The sequence below is a fragment of the Rickettsia felis URRWXCal2 genome, assembly GCA_000012145.1.
In the GTDB taxonomy this organism is placed as follows: domain Bacteria; phylum Pseudomonadota; class Alphaproteobacteria; order Rickettsiales; family Rickettsiaceae; genus Rickettsia; species Rickettsia felis.
Genome location: CP000053.1, coordinates 764,805 through 788,936, shown reverse-complemented (window position 1 = coordinate 788,936; position 24,132 = coordinate 764,805). Strand labels below are relative to the sequence as shown.

Sequence of the window (24,132 nt, the reverse complement as noted above, 5' to 3'; positions counted from 1 at the left end):
TATAGACATAATTAGTAACCAAGGAGAAGATAATGGGTAGAAAAAACGATATTATACAAAAAATCGATAGTTTTATCGGTAAGAAAATTTATTCTTTAAGACTCGCTAAGGGGTTGTCTCGTCAACAACTTGCTGAAGTAATTGATGTTACCCATCAACAATTACAAAAATACGAAAAAGCAATTAATAGAATTTCTGTAGGAAGGCTAGTACTAATCGCAGAAGCTTTAGATAGGAATATTGATTATTTCTTTGAAGGTTTAGAAGAAGCTAATAAACCGCAGCCTGTACATACTCAACATCAACGTATGTGTATTGAAGTTTCAAGAAATTTTATGAAAATTAATAGCACGGAAGAACAACAAGCCGTTAATAATCTAGTAAAATGTTTAGCCGGAAAAGAAAAACTAAAAACTAACGCATAAAGGCACGCTGATCTCCTGATTATGTTTTGATATCATTTATGTCATTCCCGCGGAAGCGGGAATCTAGAAAAATAACTTTAATATTGATACAGAAGTTACATATTTGATAACATAAACATATAAAAACTAAGTTTTTATATGTTTTACTAGATTCCCGCTTTTAGCTAGGAATGACATTGCTTGCCTTTATAACATACAGCATACAAATCTTGATTAGCGTGGCGGAAAGGAAGACTCTCTTTTAATAGGTGTTGATTTATTTAAATTTTCCGACTGAATAATGCTATCTCTTGCATTCATTAATGCTCCCATAATTTTTATATTATCTTTGATATTAACTCCTGATACTACCCTTACATCTTCCGTTTTAACATTAGGGTTTTCAATTGCTTCTGCTCGTTTTTGTGCTTGTTCTTGTAATAACTTATTTATAGTTTGTAAACGTATCTCTTTAGATAAAGTTTTATCATCAATTAAATTAGCTTTAATAAAACTTTGCTGTTCTTCAGTAGAAGATTTAGTACCAAATTCCTTTACCAGCTCATCTACTTTTTTTGTTGATTCAGCTTTTTTTTCTTCAAGAGTTTTAAGATTACCATCTGGAGAGAGCATAGCACGAAAATTATTGACTTTCTCAATTGCAAGCTTAGAGATATCATTTAATATACTGGAAGTTTTTTTCACAACTTCTTCTTCTTCTGAGACTTCACGTTTTTCAGGATGAGCATCTAAAACAGGCGTAATAACATTTTTTAATGCATCCGCTACATCTTGAGCTTTGTTATATATATCATCACGAGGCTTAGGTTCTCCTAAATTCTGTCTTTTTAACCCTTCAGTTAAATTTTGAGTTTCTCTATCTAAAGCTGCCTCATTCGCTGCATCTTTAAGAGCTTGTTTATCTTCCGGTATAGCAGTACTCTTATCAATCCCTCTAGAAACAGCTTTAGTCTTTTCAGAAGTTATTTCAGGATTTGCTTTGCCTTCATAAATACCCTCTACTAATCCTTTAGTCATTAACTTTTTATCTTCCAAATCTGTTATACTTTCGGCCACCCCTTTTTCTACGGATTCTATAGTAGAAATTTTTTCTGTAGGTGCCATAGTTTTATGACTAGCTATAGCTTCTCCCATACCTTTAACAATGTCTGCTTTATCTTGACCGTTCAAAGGACTCTCAGCAACTACCTTAGTAATACTTTCGAGCGTTTCACCTTTTATTTCTGCTTTAATCGGACTATCTAAAACCTTTGTAGTAACATTTTGTATTGCCTCAGTTTTAGCGATAGTATTAAATGCAGGGTTTGCTAAAATACCTTGTACCTCTGTTATTTGGGCATTTTTAGTTTGTTCTGCTGTAATCTTATCTAAATTCTGCTGCATCAATTGTTGTTGTTCCGGACTGAGAACTTGGGCTTCTACACCTTTCTTTAATACAGAACCTAATAATTTTTGTTTTTCCGCATTGCTTAATTCAGAGGCATTAACCTTATCACCTACTGCTATAAGCATTGTCCCTTTATCTTCAGTAGAAAGGTTACTTTTTATTACAGCATCCGTAATACCGTCAATTGCCGTAACTCTACTTGCATCATCTTTAAGACTTAAACCGACATCTACTGCCTTTTCTAACATCTGCTGTTTTTGCTTCGGTTCAAGATTCTCTGAATTTAAAGCTATAGCTACTGTAGCTTCAAGCATTTTTGATTTTTCTAGGTCTGGAGTATTCTGATCATTTTTTATGGTTTCTAATACCGCATTTACTCCAGCTACTTTTGTATCCGGTGTGAGGTCGTTATTATTGACCGTATTTTCAGTTAAAGCAATGATATTAGCCTGCTTTTCAGCAATATCACTTTTCTCATTATTAAGAATTGCCGTGGCTGCTTCGTTAATTAAATCAATTTGTTTATTACCGTCTTTTTCTTTTGTTAAACCTGCATTTACATAATTTAATAAATCTTGCATACTGGTTGATAAAGCCGTAGCTGCATTAAGGAGGTTTGGATTCACTTGTTGCGGCTGTGGCATTTGTGAAGTCTCAGGTTGCAGTGGTTGGTTGGCAGGAGTAATTGGCGGTACTTGGGTAGTGGTAGGCGTTTCAATAGATGATTTTAATTCTTGATTCGGAGTTATTATTGGTTGTGGTGTTTCCTGAGATCGACCTTGTACCTTTGTTAAATCTTCAGCTATAGTTTGTGATAAATCAACGCTCTGCCCTTGGTTTAGTTCTACCTCTCTCATCATTTCTTTATATTTACCGCGTGTTACCGCAAGTGTATAAATTTCTCCGCCATGCTCAATATAAGCTACCGCATCCGGTCCGTCTCCGGCAAATTTTAAAGGTTTCGGTGAGCTTATTTCTTTAAGTTGAGGTTTACCGTTTGGTCCTTCTTCGTAGTGAGCAGTGAAATATACTGCTTTATCTTTAGAGGGCTTTGTGCCATCAGCTTTTAATGCTACCATTGATAGATGCATTGACCCATCGGCTTTATCAAGTTTTATAGGAAAATCTATTTCTCTATATGAATTGATTTGAACCTGAGTACCGTCTTGTTTAGCTACAGTAAAAGGCTTAGTTTTAACAGTTGTTTCATTTAAGGTACAGAGTTCATCGCCTGCATCATTTCTAACTACCGTGGCTCTAAGATCGCTTGCACTTATTTGGTTTTCCCACTGTACGGGCTTAAATCCACCCTGATATCCATTAGCGGCACTATATGTTGAGAGAACATTTTTATAGCCAGCTATTTCTATTGATTCTAATTTCTTTTTAAGTTCAGGATTTTCTAAAGCCTTATCAATAAATTCTCTATTAGCCGGATTACCGAAAAAAGCACTTAATGTTTTATCTTTTTCCTCTTCTATTTCTTTTCTTTTTTGTTCAGCTAAATCACGGTCTGCAAGGGCTGCTAGGTCTTTTAATATTTGCTCTGCTATCTCATCTTTTTGTGGTTGTATAATTGTTTCTCTTACAGCCTTGGTTATTGGGTCTGATGTCTGACTGTCAGAGGAAATACCGCCCGATAAGCTGCTGATTGAAGGAGTAGATTGAGTAGAAGATGCAGGAGTAAAGCTAAAACCATCATCAGCTTCTAGTTCTTGTGGTGTAGTTTGAGAAAAATACTCTTTTTGTTCTTGTTCTAATTTTTGCTTTTGTTCTTCTGTATATTCCTTATTTGCTAAAGGATCAAACTCACTTGTATCGGGGTTACCGTCTTTATTTGCAGTACTACTAATAGGTTGAGCAGGAACAGCTTGCTCTTGTTTTTTTTCTTCGGTGTCTGACTCATATCCACTTTCATATCCAGGATTATCACTATCTTTACTCATAAAACCTCTAATTTAACCAAAAATTAATTAGCACAAATTTTTCGCTGTCACCCCGTGGTCAAGCCACGGGATGACAACATTAATTCACAGTTTGTGTTATACTGTCAAAGATAGTATATAGAGATTTTAGTAATATCAAGAAAAAACTGATATTATTATTGAGAAAATTTAATAGAATTTTTATATTCTTTATTGAGTTCTTTAGTTGCCCAAAGCCAAGTTAAGCAAGTAATTATAAATATAATCATTAAACAGATGGAAATAGATTGATAACTAGCGGAAGGTAATATTATAAATACTAATGATTGTAAAAATGCACTGCCTGATTTACCGAGTTTTGTACCTATCACGTCGGCAGCAGCTTTACCTTTTATTTTTATTTCCGGATCTAAAGGAACATATGCCATTTCTTTTGTTGAATCAAATAAGGTATATTTGCTTGATTTACTAAGCACATTTTGAATAGCACCTATTGTTATAGCAATTAAAGCAGGATCGGTTAGGATAAAGTTTGCTATTATTAAGCCGGCAAATCCTTCAAAGTTATTAACAGCAAAAAATAATATACCGGTAATAAAAACTATTAAAGGTGTGATAACAGCCGCCGTAAACCAGCCAAGTCTTCTAACTATATTTGAACCAAGTACGACAAATAAAATAGTAAATACTCCGGTGTAGCTCAAATAACTTCCTATAAAAGCTGCATATTCGGTTGGAGTTTTATAAATTTTAGTAGCTGCTGCTTTCCAAGGACCTTCTACTAAATTAATGGCAATGCCATAGCAGATAAGCAAAGTTGCAATTAATCTAATATGTCTTGACGATAGAATCATTTGAAAACTTTCGGCAATAGTCATAGATTTTTTCTTTGCTTTAAATTTAAGTAACGCCATATGCTCTTTATCTAGTACTTTATGATTAAGCAGCCAAAAAGTTTTAATAGCTATTATGCCTAAAATTAGTACTATAGTTAGAATAATTTGTATAGAAAGTGTATGAAAAGACGATTGCAATGCAAATTTATTAGTTACGTAATCGTTAATATTACTTAGATTTTCTAAAAACTGCCCTGCTAAATAAATACCTGTTTGACTAAGTAAACCGAATAACGGATAAAATCTTTTAGATTCTTCCACTGTAGTAATGTTATTAACAAACTGCCAAAAAAGTAATGCAAAAACTACGTTTGGCCATAATTCAGCAATTATATAAAATAGCGAAAAACTCCATTTTGATAAAAGCAATATAAACCATTTTAAATTAAGTAAATTTGCAGTTAAATTTTGAACGGTTACAGGGCTTAAATGCAGTATTTCATGATTTGGAAAAATAACATAAGCAAATAGTGCAAAGAATGCCAAAAAAATTGATATAATAAGATAAAATATATTCTCTGCTTTCATCCTATTAACGAGTTTTACATAGATAGCAGTCATTAAGAAAGCCGACGGCATCACTCCCCAAAACTTCAAAAATGAGATAGTCTCGGCACCTATCATAGTAGTAACAATACTATCTTTTAAAGCTCTGATTAGATTTTGGATAAATAAAATACAGAACATTAATAAGGTGATGAATAAAAATTTAGAAACTTCGTGGCGTTTTATAGGCCAGATATAATCTGTAAGTTTGGAAAAACGGCTATTGATTTTAGAGGGAGGATTTTCTATATTACTGGAGTTAATCGTCATTATTTGGTCTAACCTATATCTTGCTATTGGCTAGAATTATATATTAAAGATTTTCTAAACTTAAGTCAAGGATATACTCGTTTAATTTGAGGTATTAACTAAAAAGAGTTGATATCGTCATTGCGAGCGAACTTTAGTTCATGTGGCAATCCAGAAAAATTAATAAAAAATGCTAAAATTAGCATTTTTTTACTGGATTGCTTTGTAATTTCTTCGCAAGGCATTGTTGCGTGGACTGGTAAAACCCACTGTGTCACCACGTGGTCAAGCCGGTCTTGTTGCATGGCTCGAAAAACGCACTCGGTTTCATACCGTGGCTTGTCCACGGTATCCAGAAAAACAACTAAAAATATCAATAATATTGATATTTTTAACTGGATCCCGTGAATAAATCACGGGATGACAGGAGAAAAATCGAGCCATGCAACAACGTCGGTCAAGCCACGGGGTGACAGAGGTGAAATTGATCCACGCGACAATGTCTTCTCGCAATGACGAAAAAGTTTCAACTTATCAACCCTTCATTTTATGGGAATATATTAATGAATAGTTATTGGTTAAATATTTATAAACCAAGAGGTATAAGTTCTGCTAAACTGGTTAGCATGGTAAAAAAAATACTCGGTAAAGAAGTTAAGGTAGGACATGCCGGTACTTTAGATGTTGAAGCGGAAGGGATACTACCCCTTGCCGTAGGTGAAGCTACAAAGCTGATACAGCTGCTAATTGATGCTAAAAAAACCTATATTTTTACCGTAAAATTCGGAACGAAAACCGATAGCGGCGATTATGCCGGCACCGTAATAGCAACAAAGGATTATATCCCTTCTCAAGAAGAGGCTTATAACGTATGTTCTAAATTTATCGGTAACGTAACACAAATACCGCCGGCTTTTTCTGCTCTTAAAGTTAACGGTGTAAGAGCTTATAAATTGGCTAGAGAGGGGAAAGAAGTAGAATTAAAGCCAAGAAATATAACCATTTATAATCTAAAATGTTTAAATTTTGATGAGAAAAATGCTACCGCTTCATACTATACGGAATGCTCAAAAGGTACTTATATAAGGACTTTAGCAGAAGATTTGGCATTGTCCTTGCAAAGTTTAGGATTTGTGATAGAATTACGCCGTACTCAGGTTGGAATATTTAAAGAAGAAAATGCTATCCGAATTAAATCACCTGACGAAATTACCAAAAATTTCCTAGAGGAAAAAAGCATAAAGATAGAAGCAATACTGGACGACATCCTGGTTCTTGATGCAACTGACAGCCAAGCACAGCAAATTAAATACGGACAGAAATGTTTATTTAATTATGAAGAAGACTTTAGACGTCTTTCCAAATTCGCTTATAGAGAGGAATTTGAAGAAAACACGGAACGCAGCACCGCAGCGTACACTTTAGTACGTGAGGATGCGAATACCGGATTGACATACAAATTACCTCTAGAAGTAGAGTTGTCTGTTAGTCTTTTATGGGTTCGCTATAAAGGCAATCTGCTTGCAATAGGTAGCTTAAACAAGAGTTGCTTTAATTCTTTACGAGTATTTAATTTATTATAACAATTTAAGGAGAAATTATCGATGTCGATTACACAAGAACGTAAACAAAAATTAATTAAAGAATATGCTATAACGGAAAATGATACCGGTTCAAGTGCGGTGCAATGTGCTATCTTAACTGAAAGAATCAACAATTTAACCGAGCATTTTAAATTTAACCATAAAGATCATACTTCAAGACGTGGATTATTAATTTTAGTCGGACGCCGTCGTAGATTACTTAACTATATTAAAAAGAATAATGTTAGCGAATATTTAGATTTAATAAGTAAGCTAGGAATTAGAAAGATTAAGTAGCTAAATAACCGTCATAGCCATAGGCTGCGTGGCAATCTCGTCAAATATTCCTGAGATTGCTTCGCCTTTATTACTACGTAATTCTTCTTGCAATGACGGGATAGAATACAATAAATATAAATTATGAAATGAGATAAATAGATGTTTAACGAAATAACTAAGAGTGTTACATGGAACGGGAAAGTTCTTGAGCTTAGTACAGGTAAGATAGCAAGGCAAGCTGACGGAGCAGTTACGGTAAAAATGGGTAATTCCGTTTTATTATGTACAGCAGTAGTAGCTAAAAAAGCAAAAGAAGGTATCGGCTTTTTTCCTTTAACGATTAATTATAGAGAAATGGCATATGCTACCGGTAAAATCCCCGGGGGATTTTTTAAACGTGAGGGAAAAGCATCAGATAGAGAAGTTTTAGTATCTCGTTTAATAGATAGACCGATTAGACCGTTATTTCATCCGGCTTTTGTGAATGAAACGCATGTAACTTGCAGTGTTCTTTCATATGATCCTGAAACTCCGGTAGATATACTTGCAATTATTGGTGCATCGGCTGCCCTTAGCCTATCCCCTGCTCCTTATCTAGAAATAGTTGCTGCAAGTAAAGTCGGTTTAATCAATGGTGAATTTGTTTTAAATCCGACACTTGAATTATTAAAAACAAGTCAGCTTGATTTAGTAGTTGCAGGAACATCAGATTCAGTAATGATGGTTGAATCGGAAGCTCATTTACTCGCTGAAGAACAAATGTTAGAAGCCGTAAAATTTGGATTTGAAAGCTTCCAGCCGGTAATAAAGATAATTAAAGAACTAGCAGAAGAAGCTAAAAAACCAAAGCTTGAAATGCAAGATTTATATCCTGCCTCATTAAAGAAAGAAATTGAGAAGTTATTTGTAAAAGAAATTGAACAAGCTTTTGCGATTAAATCTAAACAGGAACGTAGTACTAATTTAGATTTAATACCTGAAAAAGTTCTTACACATTTTGTAAGCGATATAGAAAATAAAAAATATAGTAATTATCAAATCGAATCGGCTTTAAAATCTATTGAATCAGATATATTACGTAACGAGATTTTAGAAAAAAATAGACGTATCGATGGAAGAAGTACCACGGATATAAGACAAATTGCTTGTGAAATAGGTTTATTACCTTCCGCACACGGTTCAGCTTTATTTACTAGAGGCGAAACGCAAAGCTTAGTTAGCACTACATTCGGTACTAGTTTAGATGAGCAGATAGTTGACAGTTTAGAGGGTGAGTATAAAGAGCGTTTCATGCTTAATTATATCTTTCCGCCCTACTCTGTAAATGAAGCAATGCCGATGAAAGCACCTAGTCGTCGTGAAGTCGGACACGGTAAACTCGCATGGCGTGCTATTAATCCAATATTACCTAATAAAGTACAATTTCCTTATTCTATTAGAGTAGTTGCTGAAACTACGGAGTCTAACGGTTCTTCTTCAATGGCAACCGTATGCGGTAGTTCTCTTGCTTTAATGTATGCCGGCGTACCGATAAAAGCACCGGTTGCAGGTATTGCTATGGGCCTTGTTAAGGAAGGCAAGAAATTTGCGGTATTATCCGACATTCTTGGAGATGAAGATTATTTCGGTGATATGGACTTTAAGGTTGCAGGAACTAGTGAAGGGATTACTGCATTACAAATGGATATCAAAATATCCGGAGTAGATTTTAAAATAATGACAGTAGCTTTAGAGCAAGCAAGACTCGGTCGTTTGCATATACTTGAGCAAATGAATAAAGTTATTAGTAAACCAAATAGCGAACTAAGTAAAAATGCTCCTTCTACTACTACTATAAAAATAGATAAGGATAAAATTAGAGATATTATAGGACCGGGCGGTAAAGTAATAAAGGAAATTTGTGAAACTAGCGGTGCTAAAATAGATATAAGCGATGACGGCAGCGTTTCTGTTTATGCTTCAGATAGAGATAAGCTAAAAGTCGCTTTAGATAAAATTAAAGCTATTGCCGTTGAACCTGAAATCGGTGAAATATTTAACGGTACAGTAATGAAAGTCTTAGATTCCGGTGCTTTTATTAATTATTTAGGTAATAAAGACGGCTTTGTTCATATTAGTGAAATTTCAGAAGAAAGAATAGAAACGGTTAGCAGTGTTTTAAAACAAGGCGATATAGTAAAAGTTAAGCTGATAGGCTTTGATAATAAAGGCAAAGCAAAACTAACTATTAAAAATGCCGATAAGGATAAATCTTCAAATAATCCAAAGCCAAAAAATAATGTTAATAATGCTAAGGAAAATTCAGAACCTGAGCGACGTGATTCTAGTAAAAAACGAGCTTGGAATGAAGATTCTAACAATGATAAAGAAGAAGCAATTACGGAACGTAAGTATTTTAATTGATGTTGTCATAGTATATCGGGTGTCATACCGCGACTTGATCGCGGTATCTAATAATATTTAAATGGATACCGTGATCAAGTCGCGGTATGACAGTAAATAAATGAACCACACAAATAATTACCAAATCATCGCAAAGAGGGTTATTTCTAGTGAAGCAAGTGCTTTAGAAAAATTATCTGAAAATATCCCTGTAGACTTTAACAGAATTATAGAATTTTTACTATCTTTCAAAGGACGGATAATCCTAACTGGCATAGGCAAAAGCGGTTATATTGCAAGAAAAATAGCTGCTAGCTTTTCTTCAACCGGTATGCCTGCTTTTTATTTACATCCGGCAGAGGCAAGTCACGGCGATTTAGGTATGGTGACGAGAAATGATCTAGTAATTATGCTATCTAATTCCGGTGAAACTAAAGAGCTATTTAATATAATTGAATATTGCAAGAACTCTTCCATAAAAATTGCTGCAATAACAATGAATAAAAATTCCACTTTAGCTAAAAGAAGCGATTTTTTATTAATAGTACCTGAATATCCGGAAGCTTCTGTAATTGGAGCTCCTACTATATCATCTTTAATAATGTTATCACTAGGTGATGCTTTAATGACTGTTATACATGAAAAACGAGGCTTTACTAAAGATGATTTTAAAATTTATCATCCGGGAGGTACAATAGGTGCTAATTTAACAAAAATTAAAAACCTAATGCGTGAGGGGAATGAAATACCTTTAGTATATGAAGATACTTCCTTTGCCGAAACTATAATTATTATGAATAAAAAACGTTTAGGTTGTACACTTGTCACAGATAAAAACCAAAATTTGATAGGGATTATAACCGACGGGGATTTACGTCGTCATATTAACGATCAAATTCACTTAAAAACAGCATCAAGCATTATGACCAAAAACCCTATTCATATCTCATCGGAAATATTTGCAAAAGAGGCTTTAAATTTAATGAAAGCCAAGAATATCACTAATATACCGATTGTTGATGATAATGTTATTACGGGTATTATTCATATTCATGATTTACTACGCATCGGAGTTAGCTAAAATCTATGCCCTCTTCTTATAAACGGCGAAAAAAAATTTGGAAATCTGTATATTTTTTAATAATAGTTGGAATTTTGTATATAGGATATATATTAATTAAAAGCGGTTATATTAATGAAGAAAATGATATTAACGTTACAAAAAAAAGTTTAAAAGATACTAAAAATTTTGATTTAAAATATAATATTATATTGAAAGATTCAATTTTTGAAGGAGAAAATAAAAATTTAAATGCGTATAAAATTAAAACTGAGCGAGCTATAAAAGAGTCGGATAACAAATATAAACTAGATATAATAAATGCTATTTATAACGTAAATCAAGACCAAACTCTTATTATCAATGCGAAAGAAGGCTTTTTAGATGAAGAATCAAACATATTAGATTTAAAAAACGATGTAAAACTTTTTTTTGATGAGATCATATTTAACACTAATGATGCAAGGATTGATTTAGTAAATAAGAATATAACCGGCAACTCCTCTGCTAAATTACTTTATAAAAACTCTTCAATTACTTCAGATAGTTTTAATACAAGGGATGAAAATAATATTATAATTTTTAAAGGCAATGTCTCTACAATCATCGATTTATCGGATTATTAAACTTGTAGTATTTCTTACTGTTAGTATATCTATATATGCTAATGATAAAAATATTTCAAATTTACATATAACATCTGATACTTTAATTATTGATAGAATCAAACAAAAAGCAGAATATCTTGGAAATGTTGTTGTTTACTTCGATAATGCAATACTTAGAACAAAAGAATTATATATTTTTTATAAAACAATAGATGATAAACAAACTATTGATTATATAGTTATTCCGACCAAATTGACTGTAGAAAGAAAAATAAATAATGAATTATTACTTGCAGATAGTGCTAAATATTTTTTTGATGACAAACAACTTATTTTACTCGGTAATGTAATATTACAGCGTGATGATAATGTCTTAAAAACTAATAAACTAATCTATTATGTAGATATTGTTAAGAAATAGCTTTATGGATTGAAAAATCCTCTTTATGTCATTCCTGCGAAAGCAGGAATCCAAATAATAATAAAATAAATTATAAAAGCTTCTATAACCTTTAAAACTTTTTCTAGATTCCTGCTTTCGCAGGAATGACATAAAGAGCAACAAACAAAAAATAAAAAAGATGGACAGCTTACAAGTTAAAAATATATCAAAATCCTATAAAAAAAGGAATATATTAACTGATATATCTCTGAATATAAAACAAGGAGAGATAGTTGGTTTATTCGGTCCGAACGGAGCCGGTAAAACAACTTGTTTTAACATTATTATCGGTTTAATGAAACCGGACTCAGGGCAATTACTTTTAAACGATATAAATATTACTAACCTACCTATTTATTTACGAGCAAGGCTTGGAATCGGCTATCTTCTTCAAGAACCTTCAATTTTTCGAGGATTATCGGTTGAGGATAATATTAAGGCTGTAGTTGAGATATCTGAAAATGATAAGGAAGTAATTGAACAAAAAACCCATAATTTACTAGAGAAATTTTCGATAGTTCATTTAAAAGATTTATCCGCTGCTAGCTTATCAGGCGGTGAAAGGCGTAGGCTTGAGATTGCACGTTCACTTGCAATAGAGCCTAAATTTATCATGCTTGATGAACCGCTTGCCGGTATTGACCCGCTTGCTATTTCCGATATTAAAAATCTAATTACTTATTTACGTGAATTTAATATAGGTATATTAATTACTGACCATAACGTGCGTGATACTCTAGATATAGTCGACCGTGCTTATGTTATTTTTGAAAGTAAAGTATTGCTAGAAGGAAAACCTAAGGAAATAGCAAGCAGCAAGAAAGTTAAGGAAGTGTATTTAGGTGAGAGCTTTAATTTGTATACTCGATGAACTTCAAAAATTGGCTACGTCATCCTACCAGAGCTGCGGTGCTCACGTATTAAGTATACGCTTCGCTCCTCGCCTTGTGGATTCCTTGCTCTTTTTGAAGTTGATCTTCGTATACCGATTCTTTATTTAGACAGTTTTTTTATGCAAATTAACAAAGAAATTTTTAGAGCTTATGATATAAGAGGCAATAGCCTTAAGGATTTAACAGAAGAAGTAGCTTATAAAATCGGCTTTTGTTTTGCCGAGATGACTATAACGGAAGATAACAACAAAATCTGTGTTGGTTTAGACGGTCGGCTCAGTTCCCCTACCCTTTGTAAAGCCTTAGAATTAGGATTAACTGAGGCAGGGGCTGAAATCATAAATATTGGTGTAGTTCCGACTCCCGCTCTATATTTTGCCGATAAACATTTTATGCCTGCCGGTAGTATTATGGTTACGGGATCGCATAACCCTCGTGACGATAACGGCTTTAAAATACTACAAAACGGTAAATCTTTTTTCGGTGATCAGATACAGGATTTACTGGCGAGGGTTTTAGATAATCATGTCATTCCTGCCCCCTCTTGTGTCATTCCTGCGAAAGCAGGAATCCAGATTAATACAAATGGAGACATGGATTCCCGCTTTCGCGGGAATGACATAGAGTATGGACATAATATACAATCTAAATACCTAAAGCGTATTTTAGAAGGAATAAATATTAATCCAAAATTAAAAGTAGCTTGGGATCTTGGTAACGGAGCAACCGGCGATATTATTGAAGAGCTAAAAAGCAGTTTAACTAATGAAAATATAATCATAAATAGTAAGATTGACGGGAATTTTCCAAGCCATCACCCTGACCCTACCAACCCTGCTAATTTACAAGAGCTAATTAAATTAGTTAAAGAACAAAATTGTGACCTTGGTATAGCTTTTGACGGTGACGGTGATAGAATCGGTATTGTAAGCGGGAACGGTAAAATATTATTTGGTGATCAAATTTTATGTATATTTGCTGAGGATATTTTAAAAGAAAATCCAAACGCAACTATAATAGTTGACGTAAAAGCCAGTCAGTTAATAGTTGATAGAATTAGGTCATTTGGCGGGAATCCTATAATATGGCGAACAGGTCATCCTTTTATTAAAAGCAAAATGCTTGAGACAAAAGCTTTACTTGCCGGTGAAATGAGTGGGCATATATTCTTTGCCGATAAATATTTTGGCTTTGATGACGCAATTTATGCAGCCCTTAGATTTTTAGATTTACTTAGCAAATCGGATAAAACGCTAGATGAGATAATAGAAGATTTACCGAAAAACTATAGTACACCGGAAATTAAAATTTTTGTTCCTTCAGAATTAAAGTTAAAAATTATAGAAGAAATAAAGCAAAAATTACTTGATGATAAAATAGAGTTTAATGATATAGACGGTGTACGGGTAAATACTGAACATTGTTGGTGGCTGCTGCGTAGCTCTAATACTGAATCTATTATAGTTGCAAGAGCTGAATCAGCTAGTAAAAATGGTCTAGAGGAAATAATAGCTATAATTAATAAATATCTTGAAAAATACGAATTATTAATTAATAGTTAAAAAATTAATTAATCTATTGACTTTTTAAATATTATTTAATATTGTTTTCGTAACATTATTAATATAAGGAGAAATTGTATGCTCAAAAAAGCTCTTAACGTTGAGTTTCCTATTGACATTAAACAACTTCAAATAGATTTAGCAACTGAACAAATGGCAATAGGTGAATTACGTGCTATAGTTAGCAAATGTACGGTAGGAATAGATGAAAATGGGAATCATATTGTTAATGATCCCGATCAGTTTGAAAAAATTAAAAAGCTTACTTCTTTAGCTTTTAGTGTCGGTATATCAATACATAGTGAGCCAAATATTATTTTTGACTCCGGTTTTAACCAAGGTGTAATAACATTTAGTGGACCGGCGGATGACGCTCATGCTTTAGGTGATGCTAAGGCTGATGAAACTGAAAACGTTTAATTCCTGCGAGGTGTTGTCGCATGGGGCGGTTTTTTTCGTCATTGCGAAAGACGCCATAGGCGTCGACGAAGCAATCTCAGACAAAATTCTTGAGATTGCCACGCCAGCATAAATGCTGGCTCGCAATGACGATTTTGTGGGTAATGCTTTCTCGCAATGACAGAAAACCTAGCCATGCAATAACCCAGTAATTATAAACTAACTATATATCAGTGACAAAGAAAGAAATAATTATATTATGCGGGCCGACTGCTAGCGGAAAGTCTTATTTAGGGCATGAATTTGCCAAAGCTTATAATGGAGAGATAGTAAACATTGATTCAATGCAGGTTTATAAAGAAATCTCTATTATTACCGCCTCCCCTCCGAAAAGCTATACAGCTGAAGTTACTTACCATTTATATAATTTTCTATCAATTACAGAAGATTTTTCGGTAGTAAAATATCTAAAACTTGCTACGGAAAAAATAAAAGAAATAACTGCGAGAGGCAAGCTACCTATATTAATAGGAGGAACGGGTTTATATATCAATTCTTTAGTTTTCGGCTATAATAATATTCCTGATATATCAGAAGATTTACGAGAACAAGTAAGAAACTTACATACTGAAATAGGTAATATAGGATTATGGAATAAATTAGAGGAGCTTGACACGCTTGCTGCTTCTAAAATAAACCAAAATGATACTCAGCGTTTAATTAGAGCTTATGAAGTATTCTTGCAAACCGGTAAATCTATTTTTTCCTTTCAAACTTTACCAAAAGAACAAATCTTATCTGATTTTAATTTCAAAATTATTTTCTTAAATCCTGAACGAAAATTTTTGTATAAAACATGCGATGAGCGTTTAGATAAGATATTTAAAGAAGGGGCAATTGACGAAATTGCTTTGATAAAAAAACAATTCATACCACAAGATTATTCAAATTTAAAAGCAGTAGGAGTAAAAGAAATTTTAGCTTATTTAGACGGTAACCTTACTTTAGATGAGGCTTTAAGTGCAGCTCAAATACGAACCCGCCATTATGCTAAAAGACAAGTTACTTGGTTTAAAAAACAGATAGAAGATAAAACTACATTAGAATATTCTAACCAAGAAGAGTTTGCACAAATATTAAATGTCATTCCAGCGTGGCATTGACGTTGTTGCATGGATCGTTTTATGTCATTCCTGCGAAAGCAGGAATCCGCTCAAATAAAGCTTTTTGAAGCTTTATTTGAAAAAAATTATCTAATAAAAAAATCTTTAAAACTAAAGATTTTTTAGCATGGATCCCTGCTTTCGCAGGGATGACATCGAGGGTTTTTCAAATTCAGCGAGTATAGCTTATCTATTTATTTCTTCTTTCTTTTTATTATTAGAAATAGGAGTAATGGAAAGTGTATTTGTTTTAGATCCTACAATATTAATCTTACTATTTAAATTTGAGACGATGTTTTGTGCTTCTTTTAATACATCAGCCGGAACTTTATTTTCTAATTCTACAGGTACTTTCTCAGATTTAAAATAACCAACTCCCGCTTTAACGACATTTGGTATTTGTTTAATAATATTCAGTGTTTGACCTTCTTTCCAAACTAAACTACCTATACTAGTAGCAACATTCATATACTTCTTATTTTCGACATTTTCTATGATTTGTACCAGCTTATCCGGTTGATTTAGCATAGGTGTTAGTATATTATACAATTCTTTCTTATCGAGCTTATTTATACCGGGTACATCTTTTAAAGTTTTATCTAAAATACTTGCAAATATTTCTTTATTATCGTTTAAGTATTTTTTGATTTCGGGATTATCCTTAGTTAACATTACCAATTCTTTAGCTAGTCCCGTATAATCACCTTTAACAAAGCCATCAAAAACCTTTTTTAATGATTCAGGATTATCAAGTAATATAGGCATTACATTCGTAAGCTTTGTAACATCTTTTGTTTCTAGCCCATACTTTACATGCTGTTGTTTTATAGTTTGGCTATTTTTTTAATCTTGTTCTAAAACCCCTTTAATTAAATTATCGAATAAACCTTCTTTACTTTGCTCTACTAATATATCTTTTAACTTAAAGGAAGGCTCGTTAAAAGCATTAATTACACGGCTTGTTACGTTCATATAATTGCCTTTATTTATATCTGTAATAATAGCATGTGCAATTTCCGGTTTTGACATAACTTCGCCTACTATACTAAGCATTTGTTTATCGAAATTATATTCTTTCGTCATGCTTTGTATATTCGGAGTATTTTCAATAATAGCTGAGGCAATATCTGGTAAGACTGTTTTATTATCAGCAAAAAAACTTTTTAATTTATCGTCGCCCGCTACCATTTCTAAAGATTTCTCAAGAGCTACCATTACTCCTTGATTTGGAGCATTAAGAGTATCAAAAATCTCTTTTGTTTCAGGCATTTTATTTAATAAAGTAGGAATAGTATCTACAATACTAGGATCAACTTTATAGCTTTCAAAATATTCTTTTAAAAAAGGTTTAGCTTGTTCTTTAGTTTCTATTAAGAAACCTTCTATAATTATTTGTTTTTCAGGAGATAATTTATTAAACCTTTTTAGAGCAGTAGGATTGTTTATATTTTCAGCCAACTCTTGTTTAAACTCAGGATGTTCATTAAATATTTTTATAACTTTTGCATATGTATCCTTACCCTGAGGTTTTTGTAATATATCATCAAAAGCTTTTATATAGTCGCTTGGAAGTATTTCTGTTGCTCCGGTACGTATATAATCTGCGATATCTTTTCCTTTTTCATTAAAAAATTTCAAAAAATTTTTATCGGTAGATAACATTTCTAATGTTTTAGAAGTCACTTTATTATAGTCGGGTACATCTTGCTTTAGCTCAATTGCAATTTCTTTAATGCTTTTAAGTACAGTATCATTTTTAAAACATTCTTTTAATGTTGTAAGACCCTTTTGATCTAGAAAACTACCTTCTTGAAATTCTCTAAACCCTGCTTTTGCTAAGATTTGCCCTATTTTTGGTAAATCATCTGCATGTTTTTTTAGAAAATCCCATATTTCAGATTTTTCAAGAACGGATTTTTGAAAGTTTGAATCAAGATATATATCAGAGGAGCTTGCAAGTTTAACAAGATTATAACTATTTACGGGATTAGTTAAAGCAAACTTCGCACCTTTTAATAATGCTCCTATGCTAACGGGTAATATTTTTTTTCTTTGGAGATGCGAGGTCATAAATAAAGCTTGTAAATGCCTTGTCTGCATCAGGAGAAGATAATGTCCTTTTAACAGTTTTATTAAAATTCTTTAATTTAATATCTTTAATGGAATTTGTAACTGCCATAAAAATAATGAAATGTATTTAATTACATAAACATTAAATTATCTTAAAATTGATTCAAAGAAATAAATTAAGAACTACTTAAATATTTTAATTTTTATTGCATAATATGATAATTAAATCAATTTGATCTAAGATTTATTGAGTTATCTGTGGATTTTTTTATTTTTTGTAGGTAATGATTCGTAAGTATGTGATTTATCGTGATTATCCACTATATGCACTTTACTATCTAAATTTGAAACTATATTTTTTGCTTCCTTTAAAACATTTAGTTTATTAATTTTTTCAAACTCATTCCTAAAATTATCTTTTAACTGTTCATTGAAGATTTCTTTTGGTAAATAAATTCCACCGGTAATAGTGCCTGCCCAAGTATATTTAGATTTAGAATTTAAAGTAGAGGCAATATTACTTGCTAACTTTTCTAGATTTTTCGGCTCTAAAAAATTATTTATATTATCGGGATTCTCTTTAGAATATTCAGAAACGATAGGTTTTAGCATCTGATTAATCATATAAAAATCTTCACCTCTATTATCACCTTTATCAAAAAGCTTTTGTGATATTTTCTCGCTTAAAATATTTGCCAATAAATTACTCTTAATATCTTGTTTATTTGCAATATTTTCATATAAAGGGTTCAATATTTGTAATGGAGAATTTACATGATTTGTAATATGTTTATATTGATTTGTTTTAGGAGTAGCAAGGCTCTTAACCATATTCATAGGTAGCGAGTTTAGTTTTTCTATAATATAGTCTTTAACAACTTGATTTTCTTCGCATAATATATTTACCTGTTGAGCAAATTCTTTTTTACTAAGTAAATTTCTTTTTTCTTCGGCTTGTATTTGTAAAAATACTTTATCAATTGCCTTATCAATTAATTTTGCTTGTTGTTCTTTAATTAGTTTAGGTGCTAAAGGAGGGATAGCTTTATCGAGATTGTAAGTATCAGTAAGTAGCATTAAATTATCAGGTAATTTAGTCTCTGCTAAATTAGTATTTTTAAAATTACAATCTTTTAAAGAAGTTACTTTAGTTAAATCTGCATTTTTTAATGATACGCCTGAGAAGTCAATATTAGATAAATTACCTACTAATATAGCTCCCTCTAAGCTGAATTTTCCATTTTGTATTTTATTTAAATTATTTCTAAGAGTAATTTCATCTATAGTTTTGTCTTTAAAATCTTGTGATGGACTAAATACGTCTTTTACTTTTTCAGTAGCATAGTTAAAACCTGCTTTTATAATATTCGGCAATTGGCTTTCAAAATAATTGGTTTTTTGAGCTAGATTATATATAGCACTAGCGGCCCCACGATAATTACTTTGTTCAACCTCTTCTATAACTTTAACTAATTCATCAGGATGGTTTAACATTGATGGAAGTACATTATATAATTCTTTCTTATCAAGGTTATTTATGCCCGGTATATCTTTTAAAGTTTTATCTAAAATACTTGCAAATATTTCTCTATTATCGTTTAAATATCTCTTAATCTCAGGATTATCTTTAGTTAAAGCTATTAACTCTTTTGCCATTCCCGTATAATCACCTTTAATAAAATCTCGAAAAACCTTTTTTAATGACTCAGGTTTATCAAGTAATATAGGCATTATGCTCGTTAGCTTTGTAATATCACTCGCTTCCAGACCGTAATTTATAAGTTGTTGTTTTATAGTTTGGCTATTTTTTTCATCTTGTTCTAAAACTCCTGTAATTAAATTATCAAATAGCCCTTCTTTACTTTGCTCTACTAATATATCTTTTAATTTAAATGAATGATCATTAAGTGCAGAGATTATATTACCGGTTAAACTCATATAATCGCCTTTATTTAAGTCTGCAATAATCTCATGAGCAATTTCCGGTTTTGACATAACTTCGCCTACTATACTAAGCATTTGTTTATCAAAATTATATTCTTTTGTTATGCTTTGTACGCTAGGAGTATTTTCAATAATACCTAAAGCAATATTTGGTAAGATTGTTTTATTATTAGCAAAAAAACTTTTTAATTTATCATCACCCGCTACCATTTCTAAGGATTTTTCAAGAGATATCATTACTCCTTGATTTGGAGCGTTAAGAGTATCAAAAATCTCTTTTGTCTCAGGAATTTTATTTAATAAAGTAGGAATAATATCTAAAATTTTAAGATCGATTTTGTAGCTTTCAAAATGTTCTTTTAAAAAAGGTTTAGCTTGTTCTTTTACTTCTGCTAAGAAATTTTCAATAATTAGTTGTTTTTCAGGAGATAACTTATTAAACCTTTTTAGAGTATTAGGATTGTTTATATTTTCAGCCAGTTCTTGCTTAAAATCAGGATGTTCATTAAATATTTTTAATAAATTTTTCTTTTCGGGTTTTTGTAATATATCATCAAAAGTTTTTATATAATCGCTTGGAAGTATTTCAGTTGCTTCGGTGCGTATATAATTTGTAATATCTTCGCTCTTTTCATTAAAGAATTTTTTGAAATTTTTATCGGTAACCAGCATATCTAAAGTTCTAGAAGTCACTTTATTCCAGTCCGGTAGCTCTTGCTTTACTTCAACTGCAATTTCTTGAAGTTTTTTAAGTACTTTTTCATTTTTAAAACATTCTTTTAGTATTTCGAGTCCCTTTTCATCTAAAGCACTCTTATCTTGAAATTCTCTAAAGCCCGCATTTGCTAAGATTTGACCTATTTTAGGCAAATCATCTGAATGTTTTTTTAAAAATTCCCATATTGGAGATTTTTCAAGAAGTGATTTTTGAAATTCCGGATTAAGATATATATTAGAGGATTTAGCAAGCTTAACAAGATTATAACTATTTACAGGATTAGTTAAAACAAACCTTGCTCCGAGTAACATCGTTCTTAAACTTATACTCTTTGAAGACGATAAGTCCTTAATTGCACTCTTTAGTGCTTTATTAGCTTTAGAAGAAGATAAAACTTTTTCTACAACTTTTTGATAGTTTTTATTATTTGTAACAGCCATAAAATTACTCGAAATTTTTAAATATTCTAAATCTATTTTAAAAAATTTTTAAAAATAAAGATTAGGTATTTTTAATTTTTTTTATTCTTGTTGTTAATATGTATACTTCGACACAACATGTTCAGCATCCGAGGACTTACGAAGACATGGCTACCAAAATTTTTTAAGTTCTATCCGAGTATATTATTTAGCCTCCGCTTTTGGTATCCATCTCAGTGAATACTTCTTCCCATGAACCGGTAGTCGCTGCTTTTGAATATTCAGTCGCTCTATTTTCAAAAAAGTTCGTATGCTCGACTCCGTTTAGCATTTCATCAAGCCAAGGAAGCGGGTTATGATTTACCAAATATACATCTTTGAGTCCTAGTTGCATTAAACGACGATCGGCAATATAACGAATATATTGTCTTACTTCATATGCCGTTAACCCCTCAATACCGCCGACTTCAAAAGCAAGTTCAATAAAGGCATCTTCAAAATGCACAATAGTCGTACAAGCTTCATAAATACGTTTACGTAAAGTTTCCGTCCAAACTTCAGGGTTCTCTCTTACAAAAGTCTTGAACAGAGTAATAATTGAATTAGTATGAAGTGTTTCATCACGCACTGACCAAGCAATAATCTGTCCCATACCTTTCATTTTATTAAAACGAGGGAAATTAAGCATAATCGCAAAAGAGGCAAATAGCTGTAATCCTTCAGTAAAAGCTCCAAATACTGCGAGTGTAGTTGCTATATCTTCTTTGGTATCCACTCCAAATTGCTGCATATAATCATACTTGTCTTTCATTTCCTTATATTTAAGAAATGCTGAATATTCTACTTCCGGCATACCTACCGTATCAAGTAAATGTGAATATGCCGCAATATGCACTGTTTCCATATTAGAAAACGCCGATAGCATCATCAATATTTCAGTCGGTTTAAATACTCGTGAATAATGCTTCATATAGCAATTATTCACTTCAATATCTGCCTGCGTGAAAAAACGAAATATTTGGGTTAATAGATGTTTTTCCCCTGGAGCTAAGTTATATTTCCAATCTTTAACATCGTCGGCAAGCGGTACTTCTTCCGGTAGCCAATGAATTTTCTGTTGAGTGTGCCAAGCTTCATATGCCCATGGATATGAAAACGGTTTATAAATTGGACTTGCATCAAGTAATGACATAATTTTTTTCTTCTTAATTTTTCTATATTTATGGCTTGGTTTTTCGTCATTGCGAGGAAATTATGAAATAATTGACGAAGCAATCTCAGGATATTTGACGAGATTGCCACGCTCCTTTTAGTCGCTCGCAATGACGATTTAGTATCAATACAACAACACTTATACTTACTGACAAGCTAAGCATTCTTCGTAATTACCGGCTTCTGCTAACTTATCGTTTTGTTTCTCTAAGTCTTTAAAATCTGCTTTTAGTACATCATGCGACACTTTATCGGCTCGCTGTATTGATGTCGATCTACAGTAATATAAACTTTTCACTCCTTTTTTCCAGGCTTTAAAATGAATATTATTTAAATATTTCTTACTAACGTTCCCTGGTAAAAAGATGTTTAAAGATTGTGCTTGCGTAATGTAAGGAGTACGATCGCTTGCCAGTTCAATTAGCCAATTCTGATCAATTTCGTAAGCGGTTTTGAAAACCTGTTTTTCTTCTTCGGATAAAAATGTTAAATGTTGTACTGATCCTTCATGTGTTGCAATCGAAGACCAAACTTGATCATTATTAAATCCTTTCTCTTCTAATAACTTTTCTAAATGTTTGTTACGCACGTTAAAAGAACCGGTTAAAGTCTTTTGTACAAAGCTATTAGCGGCGAACGGTTCTATTCCGGGTGAGGCATTACCTGCTATTACCGAAATTGAAGCGGTGGGGGCTATTGCAGTTTTATTGCTAAATCGTTCATTACTTCCTGCATCTAGAGCATCAGGACATGCTCCTTTTTCTTTACCGATTTCTATTGAGGCTTTATCAGCTTCAGCAGATATATATTCAAATATTTTTTTATTCCAAACTTTTGCCATAACCGATTCTATCGGTACTTTTTTCATTTGCAAAAATGAGTGGAATCCCATTACGCCAAGTCCAACGCTTCGCTCACGCAAAGCCGAATATTTAGCTCTTGCCATAGTATCCGGTGCTTTATTAATAAAGTCTTCTAAAACATTATCAAGGAACAACATAATAGAATGGATAAATTCTTTATCATCTTTCCACTCTTCATAATACTCTAAATTTAAAGAAGAAAGGCAGCAAACTGCAGTTCTTGACTTTCCTAAATGGTCAATTCCCGTCGGCAATGTAATTTCGCTACAAAGATTGGACATTTTAACTTGAAGCCCTAATTTTTTATGATGCTCAGGTATGGATTTATTAACACTATCGATAAACAACAAATAAGGCTCACCCGTTTCTATTCTAGTAGTTAATAATTTAACCCATAAATCTCTTGCTCTAACTTTATTTACGACTTTTTTGGTAGCAGGACTAATAAGGTCAAAATCCGTATTGTTTTCAACGGCTTTCATAAATTCATCGGTTATAGCTATACCGTGATGAATATTAAGAGCTTTTCGGTTAACATCCCCACCTGTCGGACGTCTTATATCAATAAATTCTTCAATTTCAGGGTGATTAATAGGCAGATATACAGCTGATGAACCTCGTCTAATAGAACCTTGCGAAATAGCAAGAGTCATAGAATCCATTACTTTAATAAACGGTATAATACCGGATGAATGACCTTTATCACGAATCCCTTCATTAATAGAACGAACATTACCCCAATAACTTCCAATCCCGCCGCCGCGTGCAGCAAGCCAAACATTTTCCGTCCATAAATTTACTATATCGTCTAAGCTGTCATCAGTCTCATTCAAGAAGCATGAAATAGGAAGTCCCCTATCCGTTCCGCCGTTACTTAAGATTGGTGTTGCCGGCATAAACCACATTTTACTCATATATTCATATAACTTCTGAGCATGCTGTTTATTTTCGGCATAATAACTAGAAACTCTTGCAAATAAATCTTGAAAATCCTCACCTTTCATAAGATATCGATCTCGCAGAATAGCTTTACCGAAAGGAGTAAGTAAATTGTTATGGTTATTGTTTATACTTATTTGAAATTTATTTTTTTTAAGCGTGTTCATT

Annotated in this window: 18 protein-coding genes; 11 read left to right on the top strand and 7 right to left on the bottom strand. The window is 32.3% G+C overall.

What is annotated here, in order from left to right; genetic code table 11:
* Positions 1-32: 32 nt before the first annotated feature.
* Positions 33-425 carry a helix-turn-helix domain-containing protein gene (locus RF_RS03890; RefSeq protein ID WP_011271056.1) on the top strand — a complete coding sequence of 131 codons (393 nt, stop codon included), beginning with the start codon at positions 33-35 and terminating at the stop codon, positions 423-425.
* Positions 426-638: 213 nt separating this feature from the next.
* Here RF_RS03890 and RF_RS03885 read toward each other — a convergent pair whose 3' ends face one another.
* Together RF_RS03885 and tlc4 are read right to left on the bottom strand one after the other, a co-directional pair.
* Positions 639-3,758, bottom strand: coding sequence for a Sca4 family spreading effector (locus RF_RS03885; protein ID WP_011271055.1), 3,120 nt, complete (start codon positions 3,756-3,758; stop codon positions 639-641).
* A gap of 155 nt (positions 3,759-3,913) precedes the next feature.
* Positions 3,914-5,449 (bottom strand): NTP/NDP exchange transporter Tlc4, encoded by a 1,536-nt coding sequence (gene tlc4 / locus RF_RS03880; RefSeq protein WP_011271054.1) that lies wholly within the window; start codon positions 5,447-5,449, stop codon positions 3,914-3,916.
* A 542-nt stretch (positions 5,450-5,991) separates the two neighbouring features.
* Between tlc4 and truB the strand changes: the two genes are divergently transcribed.
* From truB to miaA, 10 genes are all read left to right on the top strand, one after another.
* Positions 5,992-7,011, top strand: a complete 1,020-nt coding sequence (truB, locus tag RF_RS03870) for a tRNA pseudouridine(55) synthase TruB (protein WP_039594988.1) — start codon at positions 5,992-5,994, stop codon at positions 7,009-7,011.
* Positions 7,012-7,032: 21 nt separating this feature from the next.
* A complete protein-coding gene (rpsO, locus tag RF_RS03865) occupies positions 7,033-7,308 on the top strand; it encodes a 30S ribosomal protein S15 (protein ID WP_011271052.1) in 276 nt (91 codons plus the stop codon).
* A 141-nt stretch (positions 7,309-7,449) separates the two neighbouring features.
* Positions 7,450-9,693 carry a polyribonucleotide nucleotidyltransferase gene (pnp, locus tag RF_RS03860; RefSeq protein WP_011271051.1) on the top strand — a complete coding sequence of 748 codons (2,244 nt, stop codon included), beginning with the start codon at positions 7,450-7,452 and terminating at the stop codon, positions 9,691-9,693.
* 100 nt (positions 9,694-9,793) lie between these two features.
* Positions 9,794-10,753, top strand: a complete 960-nt coding sequence (locus tag RF_RS03855) for a KpsF/GutQ family sugar-phosphate isomerase (RefSeq protein ID WP_011271050.1) — start codon at positions 9,794-9,796, stop codon at positions 10,751-10,753.
* Positions 10,754-10,758: 5 nt separating this feature from the next.
* On the top strand, positions 10,759-11,358 hold the full coding sequence (lptC, locus tag RF_RS03850) for an LPS export ABC transporter periplasmic protein LptC (RefSeq protein ID WP_011271049.1): 600 nt from the start codon (positions 10,759-10,761) through the stop codon (positions 11,356-11,358).
* The gene (locus RF_RS03845) at positions 11,324-11,761 is read left to right on the top strand and encodes an LptA/OstA family protein (RefSeq protein WP_011271048.1); all 438 of its coding nucleotides are present in this window, start codon (positions 11,324-11,326) and stop codon (positions 11,759-11,761) included. The genes lptC and RF_RS03845 overlap by 35 nt, the downstream gene beginning before the upstream one ends.
* Before the next feature lie 160 nt (positions 11,762-11,921).
* Positions 11,922-12,653, top strand: coding sequence for an LPS export ABC transporter ATP-binding protein (lptB, locus tag RF_RS03840; protein ID WP_011271047.1), 732 nt, complete (start codon positions 11,922-11,924; stop codon positions 12,651-12,653).
* A 141-nt stretch (positions 12,654-12,794) separates the two neighbouring features.
* The gene (locus tag RF_RS03835) at positions 12,795-14,237 is read left to right on the top strand and encodes a phosphomannomutase/phosphoglucomutase (protein WP_011271046.1); all 1,443 of its coding nucleotides are present in this window, start codon (positions 12,795-12,797) and stop codon (positions 14,235-14,237) included.
* Between the two features lie 78 nt (positions 14,238-14,315).
* Complete coding sequence (locus RF_RS03830) at positions 14,316-14,657, top strand: hypothetical protein (protein ID WP_011271045.1); 342 nt, start codon at positions 14,316-14,318, stop codon at positions 14,655-14,657.
* 212 nt (positions 14,658-14,869) lie between these two features.
* On the top strand, positions 14,870-15,799 hold the full coding sequence (gene miaA, locus RF_RS03825) for a tRNA (adenosine(37)-N6)-dimethylallyltransferase MiaA (protein ID WP_011271044.1): 930 nt from the start codon (positions 14,870-14,872) through the stop codon (positions 15,797-15,799).
* Positions 15,800-15,985: 186 nt separating this feature from the next.
* Here the strand turns inward: miaA and RF_RS03820 are convergent, their stop codons facing one another.
* The 5 genes from RF_RS03820 to RF_RS03800 form a co-directional block, all read right to left on the bottom strand.
* Positions 15,986-16,471 carry a hypothetical protein gene (locus RF_RS03820; RefSeq protein ID WP_039595044.1) on the bottom strand — a complete coding sequence of 162 codons (486 nt, stop codon included), beginning with the start codon at positions 16,469-16,471 and terminating at the stop codon, positions 15,986-15,988.
* A 171-nt stretch (positions 16,472-16,642) separates the two neighbouring features.
* Positions 16,643-17,869: a hypothetical protein gene (locus RF_RS03815; protein ID WP_039594987.1), complete on the bottom strand. Its 1,227-nt coding sequence runs from the start codon at positions 17,867-17,869 to the stop codon at positions 16,643-16,645.
* 252 nt (positions 17,870-18,121) lie between these two features.
* Positions 18,122-20,971: a pentapeptide repeat-containing protein gene (locus RF_RS03810; protein ID WP_011271041.1), complete on the bottom strand. Its 2,850-nt coding sequence runs from the start codon at positions 20,969-20,971 to the stop codon at positions 18,122-18,124.
* 187 nt (positions 20,972-21,158) lie between these two features.
* Complete coding sequence (locus tag RF_RS03805; protein ID WP_011271040.1) at positions 21,159-22,142, bottom strand: ribonucleotide-diphosphate reductase subunit beta; 984 nt, start codon at positions 22,140-22,142, stop codon at positions 21,159-21,161.
* Between the two features lie 165 nt (positions 22,143-22,307).
* Positions 22,308-24,131: a ribonucleoside-diphosphate reductase subunit alpha gene (locus tag RF_RS03800; RefSeq protein WP_011271039.1), complete on the bottom strand. Its 1,824-nt coding sequence runs from the start codon at positions 24,129-24,131 to the stop codon at positions 22,308-22,310.
* Position 24,132: the final 1 nt, after the last annotated feature.